This is a genomic window from Pseudoroseomonas cervicalis ATCC 49957 (assembly GCF_000164635.1).
Taxonomy (GTDB): Bacteria; Pseudomonadota; Alphaproteobacteria; order Acetobacterales; family Acetobacteraceae; genus Pseudoroseomonas; species Pseudoroseomonas cervicalis.
In genome coordinates this window covers 400,753-419,915 of record NZ_GG770777.1, presented here as the reverse complement: position 1 = coordinate 419,915, position 19,163 = coordinate 400,753, and the positions used below count along the sequence as shown (strand labels likewise).

Below are 19,163 nucleotides of genomic sequence, written 5' to 3'. Positions count from 1 at the left end.
GCTCACGCCACCAGCGCATCGGTCAGGTCATCCACCAGCGCCGGCAGCCGCTCCGCGCCGAACAGCGCGCGCGCCCGCGCGGTGCCGCCGCGCGACGAGAAATCCGAGGCCTCGCGCAGATCGGCCAGCGTCAGTTCCACATTGCTCGCCGCCCAGTCCTTCATCAGCCGCAGCCACTCCATCTGCGCCTCGGTGTAGTCGCGCCCGGCCTTCTTCTCGCGGCCGAGCCATAGCTCGAAATTGCGGTTCACATCCGGCGCGAAGGGGGCCAGCACCGCGCGCGCCCCTATGGCGTAGCGCACCAGCCCCACCAGGTCGGTCAGTAGCCCGGCTGGCGCGCGGGTCTGCCCCGCATGCAGGCGCCGGTAGCACGCCCACACCGCCTTGTCGTCCAGCAGCCAGGGCGGGCGCGCCATGGCCGCGCGCAGCTCCTGCAGCATCGCGTAGGTCAGGCGGCGCTGCGCATGCGGCCGGGCGTAGAGGATCGCCAGCGCGGCAAGCTGGTCGGCTTCCTCCGCCAGGAAGCGGCCGAAGCGCTCGGTGATCTCGGTCGCGCGGTTCAGGTCGAAATCGGCGGAGAGCACGGCGTCGGCCGTCAGCTCGTCCACGATGATTTCGTTCTGGCGCTGCGCCTCCAGGATGGTGCGGCGCAGGGCGGGGTTTGCGGCGAGCGGCCGGCAGGCCTCGGCGCGCAGAGCCTCGGCGGCGGCGTCCCATGCGGCTTCGTCGTCGGACGTCGCGGCGCCGGCCTCCCGCGCGCGGGCCTCGATGCGGACGGGGTCGGCGGCGTCCACCAGGGCGCGGGCAAGGTCGGTCAGGGTGGCACCCCCGGCAGTCTGCCTCAGCTCGGCGCGGGCGGGGTCGGGCAGGCGGCGTTCCAGGCGGGCTAGGCGGCCGGCAAGGGTCGCGCAGGTGTCCTCGTCGGTGTGGCCGAAGGCGACGCGCTCCAGCAGAGCTTCCAGGCTGAGGGTGCGGTCGCGCTCTAGCGGCTCGGTCGGCGTCTTCACGCTCTCCGTCACGCCGACCGCGTCCACGATGATGAAGCGGTCCTTCCGCTCGGCGGAGGGCGTGGCGCGTTGCAGGTCGGTGGGCAGGATGGTGCGGGCGCCGCGGCCGCGCATCTGCTCGAAATACTGGGCGCTGCGGACGTCGCGCAGGAAGATCACGACCTCCAGCGGTTTGATGTCCGTGCCGGTGGCGACCATGTCCACCGTGGTGGCGATGCGGAACAGGTGGTCGGTCCGGAAGTCCTGGATCAGCTCCTGCCCGCTGCGGCCGGTAGCGCGATAGGTGATCTTCTGGGCGAAGCGGGCATCGCCGCCGAAGACCTCGCGCGCGATCTCGGTCACCGTCTCTGCGTGGCTGTCGGACTGGCAGAAGATGAGGGTCTTCGGCACCTCCTGCCGGCCGGGGAAGAGCTGGGTTGGCAGGGCGTCGCGATAGGCCTGCAGCACAGTGCGGATCTGGTTCGGCACCTCCACGGCGCGGTTCAACTGGCCGGGAGTGTAGGGCAGGTCTTCGTCCAGCGCGGCGAGGCGGCGGCGGCGCGTCTCCTTGTCGCGGTGCGGGACGGTGAAGCCGGCGGGGATGGTGCCGCCGCGCTCGCCGACCTCGGTGCGGACGCGCCAGACCTCGAAATCCACGTTCACGCCGTCGGCGACGGAGCGCTCGAAGGGATACTGGCTGACCAGGTTCTGCTGGAAGAAGCCGATTGTGTGGCGGCCGGGCGTCGCGGTGAGGCCGACGAGGAAGGCGTCGAAGTATTCCAGCACCTGGCGCCAGTTGCCGTAGATGGAGCGGTGGCACTCGTCGACGATGATGAGGTCGAAGGTCTCGGGCGGGATGGCGGGGTTGTAGGTGACGGGGCGCTCGGCGTCGTCGGCGGCGCGCTCGAAGCCGCCGCGCTCGTCGTCGGCGTCATCGAAGGGCTGGCCGCGCAGGACCGAGTAGAGGCGCTGCACGGTGGAAATGACGACGCTGGCCGAGGGATCGATGGTGCTGCCCTGGAGGTGCTGGACCGTGAACTCCTCGCGGAACAGCAGGCCAGCGCCGCCGGGGGCGAAGGCGTCGAACTCGCGCTTGGCCTGGGTGCCGAGGTTGGCGCGGTCCACCAGGAACAGCACCCGGCCCATGCGGGCGGGCGGGGACAGCAGGCGGTGGGTGAGGGCGCAGGCGGTGTAGGTCTTGCCGGCGCCGGTCGCCATGGAGACCAGGGCGCGGGGCTTACCCTGCGCTAGGGATGCTTCGACGCCGGCGATGGCCTCGGCCTGGCAGGGGCGCAGGCGCGTCGGGTCGAGCGGCGGCAGGGTGCTCAGACGGGCGCGAAGGCTGCTGCCGGCCGCGAACATGGTGCACAGCGTCTCGGGCCGGTGCAGGGCGAAGACACGCCGCGGGCGGGCGAGCGGGTCGCGGGCGTCCTGGAACAGGGTCTCGGCGCCCGAGGAGACATAGACGAAGGGCAGCGGGTCGGCCCAGGCGGGATACCTGGCCGGGGCTGCGCGCGTGTAGTCGTCGCCCTGACGCACGACGCCTGAGAGGGTCGTGCCCTCGGGCTTCGCCTCCAGCACGCCGCAGGCGCGGCCATCGAGGAAGAGCAGATAGTCGGCGGGGCCTGTGGCGGTCGGGGTCTCGCGCACGGCGATGCCGGGGCCGGCGTGCAGGTTCACTTCGGCGCGGTCCTGGACGATCCAGCCCGCGGCCGCGAGGCCGGCATCAATGATCTGTCGCGCCCGTGCCTCTGGGGCTGCGTCGCGGCGCCCGCGCTCCTGGCCATCCATACCGGAAGGGTAACACAGGATCGGGAGATTTCGAGGGGCTGGCGCCTGAGGCGTGCTGGATTCAGGTGTCCGAGGCGTTCGCCCGAGCGAAGCAGTTGCTGAATATCCAAGCCCTGCGACACCGCAAAGATGAAGCAGAACAACGGGTTGAGGCTTGTAGGCTGGATCGGGCAGGTCCCGAGGTCCGGAGAGAAAAGCCCGGAGAGAGACGCACGCCGGGGCTCGCAACCCCACTCGAAGTCCCAAGGTGCGCACGGAAAACGTGGCGGAAGGCCGCGATTCCGCCGGGTGACGTCACAACGGAGAATGTGGTTCGGAAGATCGACTGGAGCAGCGGTGGGAACCGGGAAACGAAATTCTCTGGGCCAAATGGTGCCAGGCTGCGAGAGCGACGCCGCATCTGAAGACCTGCGGGAATCAATATTTGAACGCAGAAAACTTACCCTCCAGCCAAGATCAATAGAAATATCCACTCCGGTGAAATCTCGGATAGGCAGGCTGCGTAGGTGGCTGCCAGCCCTTTCCTGACATGAAGCCCTCCTGCCGCGACACGACCAAACTGCGCAGCCGCGCCACGCGGGTGTCGGTTTGCGGATGAGTGCGCAGCAGCGAAGGCTCCGGTATCCGGCGTCCAGGCAGGAAGATCTCCTCCCAGAAGCGGCCGGTGCGACGCTCGAGCTTGAGCAGCGCGGAGATCAGCCCCTCCGGATCGCCGGTCAGGCGGGCGGCGCCGAGATCTGCGTCGAATTCGCGCGACCGCGACAAGGCCAGTTGCAACAGCGCCATCACGGTCGGCGAGAAGACCAGCAGCAGCACCACGCTCCAGGGCACGACCGCGAGACCGGCCGCGAGCATCGGCAGGTTCAGGAGCAGGACGAGCTGGCCCACCCAGGAGGCGATGGAGACGAGGCGCGACATCGCATCCGCCAGCCCCATGATCCACAGGTCGCGATGGGCGATGTGCGCCACCTCATGCGCGAGCACCGCGGCGAGCTCGCGCCGGTCCAGCAGCCGCAGCAGCCCATCGGTCACGCAGATGGCGCTGTCCTCCGGCCGGCCCATGGCGAAGGCGTTCGGCAGACGGCTCGGGACGTACCAGAGTTCGGGCGTTCGCGGCAGCGCCGCGCGGCGCGATATCGCCGCCAGCATGGCGGTCCCGTCCGGGAAGGCCGCGGCATCGAGGCGGCGCGCCCGATAGGCCGAAAGCAGCGCACGCCGCGGCACGGCCGGCGCCGCCAGCATGGTCCCGAGCGCGACCAGCAGCGCCACCAGTGCCAAGTCCGGTCCGGCGACAAGCCGGACCATCAGCCACACCAGCAGCCCCATCCCCGCGAGGATGAGCGCCGCCTGCGCGAGGTTGTTGAGGCGATGGAGCAGGGAGGGCGACATGCGCCGTGCAGATGCGCCAGGTCGGATGCCGCGGTCAAGCACGGGCAGGCTGCCGCGAGGGCAGCCTGCTCAGCCGGTCAGCCGGCCTTCACCTCGACGCGCCGGACCTTGGCCTGGGCCTCGGGCGTCTGCGGCAGGCGGAGGGTCAGCACGCCGTTCTTGAACGAGGCCTCGGCCTTGCTGCCGTCAACGCCGGGTGGCAGCGGGATCGCGCGATAGACGGAACCGTAGCTGCGCTCGGAGAGATAGTAGCCCTTCTTCTCCTCCTGCCGCTCGATCCGCTTCTCGCCCTTCACGGTCAGCATGTCGTCGGCGACCGAGACCTCGATGTCCTTCATCTCCATCCCCGGCAGTTCGATGGAGATCTCGACCGCATTGTCGGTCTGCACCACGTCGGACTTCGCCTCCGACTGGCCCCAGGGCCAGTCGAGCGTGCCGAAGGGCCGGCCGAAGCGGGTCCAGAAGTTCTCGAACACCTGGTTCATTTCCCGCTGCAGGGAGGCGATGGGGTTCGTCTCGTTCGTCTTGCCCTCGGAAGCCTCGCCCTTGCGAGCCCAGGGGATCAGATCTTTGATTTGCATACTAGGTTCTCCTGCTTGCTTCAGGCGGCGCTGACGCGGATCGTCCGCGGCCGGGCCTCGGCCGCGCGCGGCAGCCTGAGCGTCAGCACGCCATCCTTCACGGTCGCCTCGATGCGGCTCTCGTCGAAGTCCTCCGAGAGCGTGAAGGCGCGCTCATAGTCGCCGGGCTCGTATTCCCGATGCACCGCGCGCAGCGCCTCCGGTTCGGGCTGGCGGCCCCGGCCGCGGATGGTCAGCACCCGGCGCTCCAGCGTGATGTCCACATCCTCCGGTGCGACGCCCGGCATCTCCAGCATCAGCACGATGCCCTCCCGCGTCTGCTGGATGTCGGCGAGCGGGCGCCAGACGGGCGTGTTGCGGGCCGCTTCTGGGGCGGCGGCGGGGGTGGAAGCGAGTTCCATCGTCATCTCAGACACCTCCTTTCAGCCGGCCTTGATGGCGATCCGCTGCGGGCGGTCCGCCTCGGGGCGGCGCACCGCGATCCGCAGCACGCCGTCGGTGAAGCGTGCGTCCACCTGGTCCGGATCCACCCGGAAGGGCAGGCGGATCGCGCGGCTGAAGCGGCCATAGGCACGCTCGCGCCGGAGCCATTCTGCATGCTCGGGCAGTTCGGGGGCACGGCGCTCGCCCGAAATGGTCAGGACATCCTCCTTGACGGTGATCTCAATGTCCTGCGGCCCGACGCCGGGAAGTTCGGCGACGATCGCCGCTGCCTCGTCATTCTGCCAGACATTCACCGCCGGAAAGGCCGGCGCCGGCCCGGCAAAGGCCACGCGATCCAGCGCGTCGCTGACGCGGCGCAACAGGGCGAAGGGATCGGCGGGATAGACGGTCATGGGCAAAGGCATGACTTCCTCCTTTCGCGGCCCGCGCGGCCCGCCATGACGGAAGTCGGCCCGGGGCATGTGTCATGCCCTGCATGGTCACGGCGCCAGATATGGTCCCCTGTTCGCGGCGGACCTCCAGCGGTCTGCCGTCACGGCCAGACCCGTCAATCTGCGAACCCCGCTTGGGCGTTCACGGGATGGATTGGGGAGTGGCAGCGGGCGTCTTCAAGGCGGCAGTCATGCGCAGCGTGCAATACTGACATTCGCGTGCGTGTGGGCGGGCCTTCGGCCTACGATCCAGCGCGCCGGTGTTGCAGACCCGATGCCGGGGCCGCAGCGCAGAAGCGGCGGTTTATCGGGGGCTGCGATCGTCTCAGGCGATCTGCGTTCCAGTCCATGCGGGGGGATCGCTGGCGGGAAAGGAGTCGCGGCTGGCCCGCTCGACGGGATCCTCCGCGGGCCCAGTGGCCAGGGGTCCCGGCGCAAGCCAGGGCTGCACGCGGGCGATCGCGCCACTGAGGTCGCACCGGAGCTGCTCGGCATAGCTCCGGTAGCGAAGCCCGCGGGGGGCAGGCTCCACCACCTCATGCGGCCATCCATGCCGTTCAGCGAAGGCCACCGCGCTCTCCCTGTCGGGAAAGCGCAGCCTGAGTTGGGCGAGCGGATCGGCACTGCCAATCCAGCCGGTCAGCGGGTCACGGAGTGGCGGCGCCGATGGGGGGAATTCGAGCAGCCACTCCCCGCGCCCGGATCCCGATTGAAGGACCGAACGGCTCGGCTGGTAGATGCGCACCGGCGGTCTGCTCCACGGCCCGGCGAGGCTGCCGCCGCCTGGCCGCAGAAGTGGCACGGCTACATGCGTGCCGTCCCGGCGCGAGCCGACCGCGTCGCCGCTGGATGGCGGAGCCCTGCCGGGCGCAAAGAGGCCCCGCGTCATGCCCCGTTTCCTGGCTATCCCGCTGCACCAGTCGCTTCCGCGGGCGCCTGCGAGGGCGCAGCCGCCGTCCGCGGCTCGATCACCACCTTCTCCGCCCCCGCATCCCAGCGCAGCGTCACCGCATCGCCCTTCGCGACCTCTCCGCCCAGCATGGCGCGGGCAAGGCGCGTCTCCACCAGGCTGCGGATCTGGCGCTTGAGCTCCCGCGCGCCGTATTCGGGCCGGTAGCCCTCGGCGGCGAGCATCGCGATCAAGCTCTCATCGAACTCGAGGCTCACGCCCTGGCTGGCGGCAGTGCGCTTCACCCGCTCGAGCTGCAGCAGCACGATCTGCCGGATCTCTGCCTTCGAGAGCGCGTGGAAGACGATGATCTCGTCTATGCGGTTCAGGAATTCGGGCCGGAAATGCCCGCGAAGCACCTCCATCAGCTCGGCCTTCAGCTTGTCAGGCTGCTCCGCCATCGTCCCGCGCAGGTGCAGCCGCTTCTGGATGCGGTCCGCGCCGAGATTCGAGGTGGCGATGATGATGGTGTTGGTGAAGTCCACCACCCGGCCCTTCCCGTCGGTCAGCCGCCCGTCGTCGAAAACCTGCAGCAGCACGTTGTAGACATCCGGATGCGCCTTCTCGATCTCGTCGAGCAGGATCACGGAATAGGGCTTGCGCCGCACCTTCTCGGTGAGCTGCCCGCCCTCGTCATAGCCGACATAGCCCGGCGGCGCGCCGACCAGGCGGGCGACCGCGTGGCGTTCCATGTATTCCGACATGTCGATGCGCAGCAGCGCGTTCTCGTCGCCATAGACCACCTCGGCCAGCGCCTTGGCGAGCTCGGTCTTGCCCACGCCGGTCGGGCCGAGGAAGAGGAAGGTCGCCACCGGCTTCGAGCCCTCGCGAAGCCCCGCGCGCGCCAGGCGCACCGCATCCGAGACGGCGCTGATCGCCTCCTCCTGGCCGATCACGCGCTGGTGCAGCCGTTCCTCCATCTTCAGCAGCTTCTCGCGCTCCGCCTCCGTCAGCTCGCTCACCGGGATGCCGGTGAGCTTCGAGACGATCTGCGCGACATGGCTTGCCCTGACCTCGGCCGAGCCGGTTGCGCGCTCCTTCTCCCACGCCTCCGTCAGTTCCTTGAGGCGCGCCTCCTTCGCCTCGATCTGCTTGCCGAGCTCAGCCGCCTTGTCGAAGTTCTTGCGTGAGGCGGCGTAATCCTGCTCGCGCCGGAGCTGGTGCAGCTCGGCCTCGATCTCCTGCACCTCGACGGGCCGCGCGGTGGCCGAGAGCTTCACCCGCGCCGCCGCCTGGTCAATCAGGTCAATGGCCTTGTCCGGCAGGAAGCGGCCCTGGATGAAGCGGTCGGAGAGCTCGGCCGCGGCGATGATCGCCTCGTCCGTGATCGTCACCTTGTGGTGCGCCTCGAAGGTGTCGCGCAGGCCGCGCAGGATCATGATCGCCTGCGCCACCGTCGGCTCGGGCACCATCACCGGCTGGAAGCGCCGCTCCAGCGCCGCGTCCTTCTCGATGTGCTTCTGGTATTCGTTGAGCGTCGTCGCGCCGATCAGGTTCAGCTCGCCGCGCGCGAGCATCGGCTTGAACACGTTGGCGATGTCGAGCCCCCCTTCGCCGCCGCCCTGGCCGGCGCCGACGATGGTGTGAATCTCGTCGATGAACAGGATCATCTCGCCCTGGTGCTCGGTGACCTCCTTGAGGATCTTCTGCACCCGCTCCTCGAATTCGCCACGGTATTTCGAGCCGGCGACCATCGAGTTGATGTTCAGCTCCACCAGCCGCTTGCCGCGCAGTGCCTCCGGCACCTCGTCGTCCACGATGCGCTGGGCAAGACCCTCGACGATCGCGGTCTTGCCCACGCCAGGCTCGCCGATCAGCACCGGGTTATTCTTCTTGCGCCGGGCCAGGATCTCGATCGTGGTCTCGATCTCCTGCGCGCGGCCGATCACCGGGTCGAGCTTGCCGTCGCGCGCCATCTTCGTGAGATCGCGGGAATACTTGTCGAGTTCCAGCGTGTTGGAGGGGGCCTCGGCCTTGCCTTCCTCGGCGCCCTGGCGGCCGACGACACGCGCCACCTGCTGGCGCAGCGCCTGCGGGGTCAGACCGAGCTTGCGCAGGATGTTCGCCGCCAGCCCCTCGCCTTCCTCGGCGAGGCCGATCAGCAGATGCTCCGGCCCGACATAGGAATGGCCCATATCCGTCGAGGCCGCGAAGGCGCGGCTCAGCGCATCCTTGACGCGCGGCGCGACGCCGACCTCGCCTTCATGGGGCGCCTTATCGCGCTTGGCCTCCTGCTCGATCTGGGCGCGCAGCTGTTCGGCCGAGATCTTGAACTGGCCGAGGACGGTGCGCACCACCTCGGAGCCGGTCAGGGCCAGCAGAAGGTGTTCGGTGTCCACCTCCGGCCGGCCCCACTCGGCGGCGTGCCGCGCCGCCTCCTGCAGCAGGCGCTCGCCTTGTTCGCTGATACGCGCAGCGAGGCCCCCGCCTGCCCGTCGGGCCGAGGCGCGGCGCTGACCGCGGCGCGGTGGTTCCGCCGCCCCCGCGTCGCCGAAGGTGGCGTCCACCACCTCATCGTCCTCCTCCGCGGCCGGCAGGTCGCGCCCGAGCCCGCCAAGCAGGCTGCCAAAGGGCCGGTCGCCGAAGAACTCCTCGAACAGGCCGCCATGGCGGCCGAACAGCGCCTCGAGCGGGGAGGCGGTGCGCCCCTGCTGGCGCAGCACCTCGCGATAGTGCTCGTCGCAGAGCTCGAGATCCTGCCGCCGCCCGTTGACGGAGGCGCGGACGCGCACCGTTGCGGGCCGTCCGCAGATATCGCACTTGCCGTCCATCAGGTCCTCTCCTCCGCTGGGTTCGCCGTGACATTCGGCGTCGTGATGTTCCGCCGATCACCCGCCGACTCCCCCTGCCGCAGCGGCGGGAAGTCATCCGGGGTGATGGTCTCGCGCTCGAGCAGCAGCCGCGTGCCCGCCTCCAGATCGACCCGGCGCTCCGCGAGCAGCGCCTTGGCGCGCAGATAGGCGGTGTCGATCAGCTCGCGCACCGCGACATCCACCTCGCGCGCGGTCGCCTCCGAATAGTCGCGCGGCGTCAGCGCCGGTACGCCCTCGCCGAGGAAGCTCTGCCGCTCCGGCTCCAGCACCGCCTGGCCGAGCCCGGGATGCATGCCGAAGCGCGTGACGATCTGGCGCGCGATGTCGGTCACGCGCGCGAGGTCGTCGGCCGCGCCGGTCGAGATCTCGCCGAGCACCAGCTCCTCCGCCGCGCGGCCGGCGAGCAGCACCGCCATGCGGCTTTCCAGATCGCGGCGGGTGATGAGGAAGCGGTCCTCGGTCGGTCGCGTCATGGTGTAGCCGAGCGCGCCGATCGAGCGCGGGATGATCGAGACTTTGTGCACCGGATCCGCCCCTGGCAGGGAGGCGGCGGCGAGCGCATGGCCCATCTCGTGATACGCGACCGCCTCGCGCTCCTTCGGGTTGAGCACGCGCCCCTTGCGTTCAAGGCCGGCGACGATGCGCTCGATCGCGGCGGTGACGTCGGCCATGGTCACCGCCTCGGCACCGCGCCGTGTCGCCTGGATCGCCGCCTCGTTCACGAGGTTCGCAAGCTCCGCGCCCGAGAAGCCCGGCGTGAGCGCCGCGATCTGCTCGAGATCGAGCCCCTCATGCTTCACCTTCTTCAGATGCACGCGCAGGATGGCGGCGCGACCGCCCTTGTCGGGGCGGTCCACCACCACCTGGCGGTCGAAGCGCCCGGCGCGCAGCAGCGCGGGGTCGAGGATCTCGGGGCGGTTGGTAGCGGCGAGCAGCACGATGCCCTCGCGCGGGTCGAAGCCGTCGAGCTCGGTCAGCAGCTGGTTGAGCGTCTGCTCCTTCTCGTCATGGCCGCCGCCAAAGGCGCCCGCGCCGCGCCGCTTGCCGAGCGCATCGAGCTCGTCGATGAAGATGATGCAGGGGGCGGCCTTGCGCGCCTGCTCGAACAGGTCGCGCACGCGCGCGGCGCCCACGCCCACGAACATCTCCACGAATTCCGAGCCGGAGATCGAGAAGAAGGAGACCCCCGCCTCGCCGGCGATGGCGCGGGCGACCAGCGTCTTGCCGGTGCCCGGCGGGCCGACCAGCAGGATGCCCTTGGGGATGCGCGCGCCGAGCCGGCCGTATCTCTCCGGCTGCTTCAGGAAATCCACGATCTCGCGGAGTTCGGCCTTGGCCTCGTCGATCCCGGCCACGTCGTCGAAGGTCACACCCGTGTCCTTCTCGACATAGACCTTCGCCTTGGACTTGCCGACCGACATCAGCCCGCCGAAGCCCTGCTTCTCGGCGATGCGGCGGAAGACGAACATCCACAGCGCGAAGAAGACGATGACCGGGACCACCCAGGAGAGGAGGTTGTTGAGGAAGGTGTTGGTGATGGTGCCGTCGAAGCGCGCGCGCGACTGCTCGAGCCGCCGGGTGAGGTCCTCGGGCACGATCGTGGTCAGGAAATGCGTGCGCCCCTCGATCGGCTCGCGGTAGCGGCCGAGGATGCTCTCGGGCCGCACCTGCACCTCGGCGATGCGGTCCTGTTCGAGGAGTTCGAGGAAGCGCGAATAGGGGATGCGTTCGGTGACGCTCGCGCCCTGCCACCAGCCCTGGAACATCAGCAGCAGGAGCAGCGCGCCGATCCAGTACCAGGTGTTGTATTGCTGCTGCTTGTTCACGGCATCCCCCGAGACCAGTTCGCAACAGGCTGCGCGGTCATGACGCCCGCTCCTCGGCGGCCTCGGCTTCGCGCCGGTCCTGGTCGCGCACCAGCCAGTAGACGATGCCGAGCGCCAGCATCGCCGCGCCCAAGGCGAGCAGCTTCATCGGCTCGGTCGTGCCGAGATCGAGGATGATGAACTTCCGCACTACGGCAAGCATGGCGATCATCACAACCGCACGCACTTGCACGATGCCGAAGCGGCGCTCGACCACAACCAGCAGCGAACGCTTGAACTCGAGCGCGATGACGACCGTGAAGATCGCCCCGAACAACGCCTGGAACACCGCAGGATCGGTGGGATCGAGGATGTTCACGAGCAGCAGGGATGTCACGACGAGCTTCAGCAGGCTCCACAGGGCGGCGACGACGATCAGCGCGATCAGCAGCGTCAGGACGAAGACGACCACCTGCTCGAAACGCTCATAGAGGCTGAGCGTGCGCCACAGGGCGAGACTGCGCAGCGGGGGCATGGGATCCTTCATCGGCCGGCGTCCAGTGTGACGGTGAGGTCGAGGCGCGCGCCGTCCCGCAGGAGCGTGAGCGTCACGACATCCCCCGGCGCGCGGCGATCGAGTTCGGCCAGCAGTTCCGTCGCGCGGCGCAGCGGGCGCCCGTCGATCGCGAGGATCACGTCGCCGGTGCGGAAGCCGGCTTCGCGCGACAGCCGCGCCGGCCGGATGCCGGCCCGTTCCGCCGCCGATCCCGGCTCCACGTCGAGCACGAAGACCCCCTCGATGCCGAGCCTCGCCGCGAGCGCCGCGTTCAGCTGCTCCTCCGCGCGGATGCCAAGCGAGGGGCGGATGTAGCGCCCCTGCGCGATCAGCCGCGGCACCACGCGGTTGACCGTGTCCACCGGCACCGCGAAGCCGATCCCGGCCGAGGCGCCGGAGGGGCTGTAGATCGCCGTGTTCACGCCGATCAGACGGCCCGCGGAGTCGAGCAGCGGGCCGCCCGAATTGCCCGGATTGATCGCGGCATCGGTCTGGATCAGGCGCTCGATCACCGCCCCGGTCTCGGTCGGCAGTTCGCGGTTGAGGGCGGAGATGATGCCGGTGGTGAGCGTCCAGTCGAGGCCGAAGGGATTGCCGATGGCGAAGACCTTCTGCCCGACGCGGAGGTCGTGGCTGGTGCCGATGGGCAGCGGCTCGGGCCGGCCGGTGCCGACCCCGATCCGCAGCACGGCGAGGTCATGCGCCGGGCTGGTGCCGACCAGGACGGCGTCGTAGGCGCGCCCATCGGCGAGGCGGACCACGGCGGCCGAGGCGCCGGCCACGACATGGTCGTTGGTCACGATATGCCCGAGATGGTCCCAGACGAAGCCCGAGCCGGTGCCCCGCGGCACCTGCAGCGCGTTGCGCGTCCAGGGGTTCACCAGCCGCTCGGTGGTGGCGATGAAGACGACCGAACCGCGGGCCTGCTCGAAGAGCGCGATGGTCGAGCGCTCATCCTCGGCGAGGTCGCCGCGCGGAGTGACGGCGCGCGGCTCCGCCCGGCTGGCGAGGAGTTCGGCCTGGATGAGCGGGATGCTCTGCCAGGCCGCCATCATGAGCAGCACCGCACCCGTCAGGATCAGGGTCCGGAACAGGAAACGACCATCGTGCAAAGGGAGCCACTCCGGATGGGTGCGCCTGGATCTGAATTTCAAGTTCCAAGACGCCTCAGCACTGCAAGCATGCCCCCATCCGTGCGCCCGCGAAAGAGGCAAACTTGGCCGCGGCACGCCATTGTTCGCCAGGCGCGGGCGCACCGGCTCGCTTCACTCACCATGGTCACGCCGCCGTGCGTCATCACCGCCGCCAACCTCCTCAAAGGGCGCGCCTGATCGGTGCAACGGCCGCACCAAGGGTGGGCTGAACTCCAGACTCCACGCCGTCTGCGATGGCCTGGGCCGCCCGGTCGTCATGATGGTCGTCGCAGGACAGATGAGCGACCAGACGCGCGCCGGAATCCTTGCCTGGGCCCATCCCGACTGAGCGGACACCTCTGATAGGGTGAAGGGCCCGGAGGTGATCATGGTGAACGATGTGAACCGGCGCCTGAGCTCTCCTGAAGCGTTCGAGCGGAAGACCGTGGCTGCGATCCGTGCTGGCTGGTCGGCATCACCGGTTGCCGCCGCGCTGAACTTGCCGGATTGGTTGGTGCGCTCGCGGTTGCGTTGGGCGGAGCCCACCAGGCCGGCCGCCATATGGCCGGCCAAGGGATCTGGGCGTGAGAGCGAGGGGGGCGGCAACGTCGCCGCACCCCTATCCGCTACGGCGCTCTCTCAAGCTCAAGGAATGCGCCGCTTCACCACCTGTACCGCCAGCGGCGTCGCGGCGAGGTCCACCGTCGAGGCGCTGACGTTCCGCGCCGTCACGCGCACGCTGTTGTTCGACCACACATGGCAGTCGAGCACGAAGGCGATGCTGCTGGTGTCGAGCGAGGCGTCGGCGAAGTCGCCCCGCCGCGCGCCAGGCACCGTGACGTCAACGTTCGCCGTCGCACCAGGACCGAGGCTCGGCAGGTCCCAGCTGGTCTCCAGCGCCAGCGTGCGCGTCCCCGCCGGCAGCGACGGGCAGCCATAGAGCACCGCCGGCGCGTCCTCCGGCAGGCCATAGAGCCGCAGCGCCTCGAGCTCGATCTGCCCGTCGAAGCCGATGATCCCGATCTGCGCGAACGCCACGCCCGGGCCGAGCCGCACCGTCATGCGCCGGTTCAGCGACGCGTCCGCCATGGTCGCGCCGCCGGTCCAGGCCTTCGACGGGACGTTCCACTGCATCGTGGTCAGCGAGGCCAGCACGTCGCCGGCACCCTGGCTCGACATGCGTGTACTGACCATGTTGGCTGTTCACCCTCGGCCTGGCTCAAGGGGGGCCGATTAGGACCGGGACGCGGCCCTGCTTCATGCCGTGGCTGACCCGGGCTAACCTCCCTCCACATGTGTGGACCGCACGAGTGACATCACGCTACGGTTTGGAGATCCGCGCTGCCAACGCCACCGAGGCGCCTGGCCTTGCCGACCTGCTCGCGACGGCCGGCTACGCCATCAATGCTCGCGATCTGGCAGAGCGGCTCGTGGCATTGCGCCAAGCCTCCGCGACGGCACTGGTGGCGCTGAAATGGGGGGCCGCCCAGCGGCCTCGTAGTGTTGCATTGGTATCCCACGCTCGAGGCGGCTCGCCCCAGGGCGCAGATCAGCACGCTGCTGGTCAGCCCCGAGGAGCGCCGCCAGGGAATCGGTCGGCTCCTGGTGAAGGCGGCTGCACAGGCTGCGCGCGTTGCCGGCTGCGGTGAACTGGAGATCATGACCACGCCGGATGCGCCAGCTTTGTGCGAATTCTGCCGGGCTACAGGCTTCGCCGAAACCGGCCCCCGGTTCATTCGATCACTGCGCAAGCAGGGATAGCGGTGCAGCCCTGCCTTCAGGCGCGCACGCTCATCAGCCCACTTCCGTCCCGCTTTCGCTGCGAAAACTGCGATTACTGGTCTGGCCCGACCATCGCCTGGTGCGGGTCGTCCGTCGGGAGATCGAGCAGAACGTTGGCGTCGACCAGGGTTGCGAAATGGGCTCTCAGTCCTCGCTGCGCGTCGAGGCCATGATCTGGTTCGTGGTCATACCAGGACCAGCAGTCCCTCGCAGCCGCGAAGCAGATCTGCCGGCGTGATGCAGCAATGGCCTGGGCGAGTAGAACCTGACCCTCAGGCGTCAGGCGAACTCGACTGCGCTGCCAATGATGCCCAGGAGATCGCGCGCTGGCTTCGGAATGGTCACCTGATCCTTGCTGGTCCAGTGTTGGCCATGCCGGCCTCCGGTACTACTTGTCAATTGGATGGTATTGCTGAGGGAACTCGCAGGCTATTGCCAAGGGTGTTTTGTCGCACGCGATACAGCGCGCCGGTGGCTTTTCCCCTCACACGAAGATCGGGTCGTGCAGGAACTCCCAGAAGCCCCCTTCCTCCTCCGCCGCGCTGGTGGCACGCCCCAGTGCCATGATGAGCGCCATGGCGGCGTCGATCTTCTGCTCGGGTCTGGCCTTGCGCGGGTAGACATTGCCGCGGGCGTCGTAGTGCCCGACCACATTGCCAATGCACCATTCCAGCACCGGATTGCCATCGTGCCGGACGCGACTGGCCAGCATCGCCGCGCCTAGCTCCTTGGTGGGCTCCGAGAGGTTGCCCGTGCGCATGTGGAACTCGACCACTGGCAGGCCGTCGGCGGCCAGAGCCTGGCGCATCTGCCGCGCCTGCCAAGGGTCAAAGGCCAGGCTCCTGACCTGGAAGCGCTCAGCCACGCCGCGCAGATCCTCTTCGATGGTCCGCATGTCCGTCTCGTTGCCCGGGGTGACGGTGAGCCAGCCTTCCGCCGCCCAAGCCGGATAGGAGGGATTCCTCGCCTCCAACACCGCCGCCTCGTTCAGGTAGCAACGGGCCAGGACGTCGTAGTGTGGCTTGCCATCAGGTCCCCGCCGCGGGAACACCAAGGCCAGGGCCGTCAGGTCTGTGGTAGCGGCCAGATCCACCGCCACATGGCATTCCTGCCCTGCCAGCGCATCCAGGGTGAGACCAGGGTCGACGCAGGCCTTCCAGGCTCGCGTACTGAAGAGCGCCTCGTCCGCGCCGACCCAGACGTTTAGGTGCCGAGTCTTGGCGGCGGCTTCCTGCGCCGGGTTGTTCCGGGCTTGGCGCATGATGGCGCGGATGGCATCGGGCTGCACCGCCTGGCCCCAGGATGGGTTGGCCTTAATCCAGGAGGCCTCGTCCCAAGGATCATCCTCATCATCGACGGTGTAGACCAACGCAAACAGCCGCTCATCCTGCTTTAGCCCTATCAGCACCCGAACCGCGTAGTCCCACATCTGCCGGCCGATGCCGCTGGTGTTGCCGGTTGCGGTGCTGATGGATAGCAGCAGCGGGTGGCGGCGCTTGCCCATGGCGGTGAGCAGCACGTCATAGACCTGGGCGGTCCGATGGCTGGCCAACTCGTCACAGACCGCCACCGCCACGTTCAGGCCATCGAGCGACTTGGCGTCGGAGGAGACGGGCACGAACCTGCTGGCAGTTTGCTCCTGGTAGATGGCGTTCGCCCGCTCGGCCACCCCGAAGGCCTGGCGGAACTTGGGGCTGCGGCGGACCATCTGCTGGGCGGCGTCGAACAGGATACGTGCCTGATCCCGCGTGACCGCGGCGGCGTAGCCCTCGGCGCCACCTTCACCCTCGATGAACGTCAGGTAGAGGGCGATGGGCGCGGCAAAGGTGGTCTTGCCGTTGCCCCGAGGAACGTAGACCACCGCCTGCCGAAATCGGCGGGTCGTGGTGCCACGCTCCACAAAGCCAAACAAATTGGCAAAGACAAAGCGCTGCCAGCTCATCAGGCGCAGGGGGTGACCGGCCTCCGGCCCCTTGATGTTGGGCAGCTGCTCGGCGAACAGCATCGCCGCCTCGGCGAGGTCGGGGCGGAACGCCCAGGGTCCCTCTCCAGCCTCCGCCGCGGCCTTGTCGGCCAGGAAGCGCTCAGCAGCCTGACGGACGTACTGGCAGGCCGGGATCGCGTGGCTAACCACAGCCTCGGCATAGGCCAGCGCCTCGGCCACGCCCGGACAAGGGTCAGGAGGCGTCTTTGCGACCATGGATCACCTGCAGCCGGGTCCAGGGGCTCTCCTCTTGGGCCGACGCTTCCGCCTGGCCCGTCGTTAGCCTCGGCCGGGCCGCCGGCGAGAAGCCCAGCTCGCTGGCCGCACGCAGCATGGCTTCGGCGGCGTGGCGGATGATACGGAGATAGGGCGAGGGGATCGGCTGGCCATCCTTGCCGCGGGTCATCAGCGGCAGGGTGGAGCTGGCATCGAGCTTGGCCTGCTGCTGCATGGCGGTGCGGTGCCGCTCCTCCGCCTCTACCCAGACCGCCAGTACGCCTCGGTCGAGCGGCTTGAGCAGGCCCCTCGGTGCGTGCGCCATGGCATAGGCCCAGCTCTCCCTCTGACCGGGGCTCATCCAGTCGGGGGCGGTGGCGGCAAGCTCTCCGTCCGGCGCGGGCTCCCCCGCTCGGCCACGGCCGTGGCGTGTGGCGTTGAACGAGCCTCGCAGCTGATGCAGCGCGGTCGGGATGGGTCTGGGGCCAGGGCGCGGCATCAGACGGCCACCCCCGCCCCAAGCTGGCGCGCAGGGGCGATTTCCGCGAAGATCCGGCCATCGCCCTCCAGCACCGCCTGCTGGCCTGTGAAGGCCTGCCAGCGCTGCACCGCCACATCGACATAGGCCGGATCGAGCTCTAGCGCGTGGCAGGCGCGGCCGGTCATCTCGGCGGCGATCAGCGTGGTGCCGGAGCCGCAAAACGGCTCGTAGACCGCCTGGCCGGCAGATGAGCTGTTCTCGATGGGACGGCGCATGCAGGCGACCGGCTTCTGCGTGCCATGGATGGTGGCCGCGTCCTGGCCGCGCTCGCCGAGCGGCTTCAGCGTGAGCATGGCGCGGGGCTGCCCGCCATGGCCCGGGCTCGGATCGGCGAGTTCGCCCGCTTCGATCCGGGTGGCATCGCGTTCCGCTACAGCCAGATCCGATCCGCGCCGGGCCGCGGGTTCGGCGCCATTCCGTTAGAGTCCCATGTCGATCTGGTGCACCTGCGTCGGACGATAGGGCCGATCACGCGGGGCCTGACGGAGCTCGTGCATGCGCTGAGGGTTGGCGATCAGCTCGCGGTGCTGCGGGCAGTCGCAACTATGGGGGCCGCTGAAACGCATGGCGGACGAGATTCGAACTGACAGGGCACTGCGGTCCCCGCAACGCCTTGTTTTTTCCCATTTTGTTGCGGCGTACTAAATCGGCCAGGTCAGGACGTCCGGAGAGAAAGGGCGGCCGGAGAGCCGAACTCGGCCTTCGTTGCGGTCCTGGCGGTCAACAGGACCGGCGGCAAACCTTGGCGGAAGCTGGGGGATTTCGGCGTCGGCATCCGCGGTAGAGAGGCTGACGCGGGGAGCACTGGCGGAGCAGCTGGGATTCGAGCTCCCGGTACGCTGTCCGCCCACCCCCTTGGTGGCCGAAGCGAGATTCTCCGCTCTCCGAATCCTAGGTGGAGCGATAGAAATGCTGAAGTCTAGGCGAGGAGCCGTGCCAGAGATCGACTAAAAACAAGGCGTTAGACCTTGTTGGCAAAATCGGCTAACCCTCAAGGCGGGGAGAGTCTCCGGCATTTCAGAGAGAAAAACTGCCCTTGTCCTGCCCTTGCACCATCAAGGTCAGGGCCGAAAACCGCAGGAAACCTGCGCCTCAGCGCGGCGCCCTGGTCAGGAGAGACAGGTTGTAAGGAGATCGACTGGAGCGGGTGAAGGGATTCGAGCCCTCCGCCCCGACATCAGCCAAGGCGTAGCCAGGTTGCCCAGGTGCTGGGGCATAATCAGGTATCCTCCGCCTCGCCATCCACAATCTGCGCCGGCTTGAGCGCGCGGCCCTGTACCTCCTGGATGAGAAGCGTCAGCGGGTTCTCGTTGCTCCCCGCCATCTCTACCTTGTTGCCATATACCCTCGGCGCCAGCTTCGCTGCCCGCCACTGCCGCGCCCAAATGCGAAGCTTGACCACCTGCCAATCCTCAGGCGTGGCGGCGTCGGCCATCTCGATCGTCTCGTCGATGATCGCGTGCTGCTGGGCTTCCCTCGCGCGCGCGATAGTCGCCCGGAACGCTGCGTCCGCCGCCATCTTCGTGTAGACCGCCGTGCGGCTCGGGCTATCGTCCCGCGCGCAGGCCTCGCTCATGCTCATGCCGCAGATGAGAAGGTCGCACAACCGAGCCACCGCCTCGGCATCGTCCACGGATGGCTTGACGGGTGGGCGACCGATATGGCGAGGCGCTGCGGCCTTCGGCGCTGCGCCGGCGGGCTTGGCGCGGGGCGTGGTCTGAGGCATCGGGTCCTTCCGAATGAGCGAAACGGACCGCACTCC

17 protein-coding genes are annotated in these 19,163 nt (G+C 68.9%); 2 read left to right on the top strand and 15 right to left on the bottom strand.

Annotation, left to right across the window (positions count from 1 at the left end):
• Positions 1 to 2: 2 nt before the first annotated feature.
• The 11 genes from HMPREF0731_RS01775 to HMPREF0731_RS01725 form a co-directional block, all read right to left on the bottom strand.
• The gene (locus tag HMPREF0731_RS01775; RefSeq protein ID WP_245538224.1) at positions 3 to 2,666 is read right to left on the bottom strand and encodes a type I restriction endonuclease subunit R; all 2,664 of its coding nucleotides are present in this window, start codon (positions 2,664 to 2,666) and stop codon (positions 3 to 5) included.
• Positions 2,667 to 3,233: 567 nt separating this feature from the next.
• On the bottom strand, positions 3,234 to 4,166 hold the full coding sequence (locus HMPREF0731_RS01770) for a zinc metalloprotease HtpX (protein WP_040611835.1): 933 nt from the start codon (positions 4,164 to 4,166) through the stop codon (positions 3,234 to 3,236).
• 77 nt (positions 4,167 to 4,243) lie between these two features.
• Positions 4,244 to 4,747: an Hsp20/alpha crystallin family protein gene (locus HMPREF0731_RS01765; protein WP_007002279.1), complete on the bottom strand. Its 504-nt coding sequence runs from the start codon at positions 4,745 to 4,747 to the stop codon at positions 4,244 to 4,246.
• 20 nt (positions 4,748 to 4,767) lie between these two features.
• Positions 4,768 to 5,154 (bottom strand): Hsp20/alpha crystallin family protein, encoded by a 387-nt coding sequence (locus HMPREF0731_RS01760; RefSeq protein WP_007002278.1) that lies wholly within the window; start codon positions 5,152 to 5,154, stop codon positions 4,768 to 4,770.
• 15 nt (positions 5,155 to 5,169) lie between these two features.
• Positions 5,170 to 5,652, bottom strand: coding sequence for an Hsp20/alpha crystallin family protein (locus HMPREF0731_RS01755; RefSeq protein WP_211207878.1), 483 nt, complete (start codon positions 5,650 to 5,652; stop codon positions 5,170 to 5,172).
• A gap of 295 nt (positions 5,653 to 5,947) precedes the next feature.
• Positions 5,948 to 6,511 carry an ETC complex I subunit gene (locus HMPREF0731_RS23510; protein ID WP_083854412.1) on the bottom strand — a complete coding sequence of 188 codons (564 nt, stop codon included), beginning with the start codon at positions 6,509 to 6,511 and terminating at the stop codon, positions 5,948 to 5,950.
• 14 nt (positions 6,512 to 6,525) lie between these two features.
• On the bottom strand, positions 6,526 to 9,342 hold the full coding sequence (locus HMPREF0731_RS01745; protein WP_007002275.1) for an ATP-dependent Clp protease ATP-binding subunit: 2,817 nt from the start codon (positions 9,340 to 9,342) through the stop codon (positions 6,526 to 6,528).
• Positions 9,342 to 11,210, bottom strand: a complete 1,869-nt coding sequence (ftsH, locus tag HMPREF0731_RS01740) for an ATP-dependent zinc metalloprotease FtsH (RefSeq protein ID WP_007002274.1) — start codon at positions 11,208 to 11,210, stop codon at positions 9,342 to 9,344. Before ftsH ends, HMPREF0731_RS01745 begins: the two co-directional genes overlap by 1 nt.
• A 37-nt stretch (positions 11,211 to 11,247) precedes the next feature.
• Entirely contained in the window at positions 11,248 to 11,724 is a 477-nt protein-coding gene (locus HMPREF0731_RS01735; RefSeq protein ID WP_245538223.1) for a phosphate-starvation-inducible PsiE family protein, read from the bottom strand.
• Between the two features lie 8 nt (positions 11,725 to 11,732).
• Positions 11,733 to 13,001 (bottom strand): S1C family serine protease, encoded by a 1,269-nt coding sequence (locus HMPREF0731_RS01730; RefSeq protein ID WP_245538222.1) that lies wholly within the window; start codon positions 12,999 to 13,001, stop codon positions 11,733 to 11,735.
• A gap of 522 nt (positions 13,002 to 13,523) precedes the next feature.
• Complete coding sequence (locus HMPREF0731_RS01725) at positions 13,524 to 14,033, bottom strand: hypothetical protein (protein ID WP_245538221.1); 510 nt, start codon at positions 14,031 to 14,033, stop codon at positions 13,524 to 13,526.
• A gap of 345 nt (positions 14,034 to 14,378) precedes the next feature.
• Between HMPREF0731_RS01725 and HMPREF0731_RS26445 the strand changes: the two genes are divergently transcribed.
• Complete coding sequence (locus HMPREF0731_RS26445) at positions 14,379 to 14,639, top strand: GNAT family N-acetyltransferase (protein WP_211207877.1); 261 nt, start codon at positions 14,379 to 14,381, stop codon at positions 14,637 to 14,639.
• Between the two features lie 505 nt (positions 14,640 to 15,144).
• On the opposite strand, the gene HMPREF0731_RS01720 is transcribed toward HMPREF0731_RS26445, so the two are convergent.
• From HMPREF0731_RS01720 to HMPREF0731_RS01710, 3 genes are all read right to left on the bottom strand, one after another.
• Complete coding sequence (locus HMPREF0731_RS01720; protein WP_157135884.1) at positions 15,145 to 16,824, bottom strand: terminase large subunit; 1,680 nt, start codon at positions 16,822 to 16,824, stop codon at positions 15,145 to 15,147.
• Positions 16,825 to 16,837: 13 nt separating this feature from the next.
• Positions 16,838 to 17,185 carry a P27 family phage terminase small subunit gene (locus HMPREF0731_RS22995; RefSeq protein WP_157135883.1) on the bottom strand — a complete coding sequence of 116 codons (348 nt, stop codon included), beginning with the start codon at positions 17,183 to 17,185 and terminating at the stop codon, positions 16,838 to 16,840.
• Between the two features lie 173 nt (positions 17,186 to 17,358).
• Positions 17,359 to 17,616: a DNA methyltransferase gene (locus HMPREF0731_RS01710; protein ID WP_245538220.1), complete on the bottom strand. Its 258-nt coding sequence runs from the start codon at positions 17,614 to 17,616 to the stop codon at positions 17,359 to 17,361.
• A 24-nt stretch (positions 17,617 to 17,640) separates the two neighbouring features.
• On the opposite strand from HMPREF0731_RS01710, the gene HMPREF0731_RS24840 reads away from it, so the two are divergent.
• The gene (locus HMPREF0731_RS24840) at positions 17,641 to 17,988 is read left to right on the top strand and encodes a hypothetical protein (RefSeq protein ID WP_169312239.1); all 348 of its coding nucleotides are present in this window, start codon (positions 17,641 to 17,643) and stop codon (positions 17,986 to 17,988) included.
• 632 nt (positions 17,989 to 18,620) lie between these two features.
• Here HMPREF0731_RS24840 and HMPREF0731_RS01700 read toward each other — a convergent pair.
• A complete protein-coding gene (locus HMPREF0731_RS01700) occupies positions 18,621 to 19,034 on the bottom strand; it encodes a terminase small subunit-like protein (RefSeq protein ID WP_007002266.1) in 414 nt (137 codons plus the stop codon).
• Positions 19,035 to 19,163 lie beyond the last annotated feature (129 nt).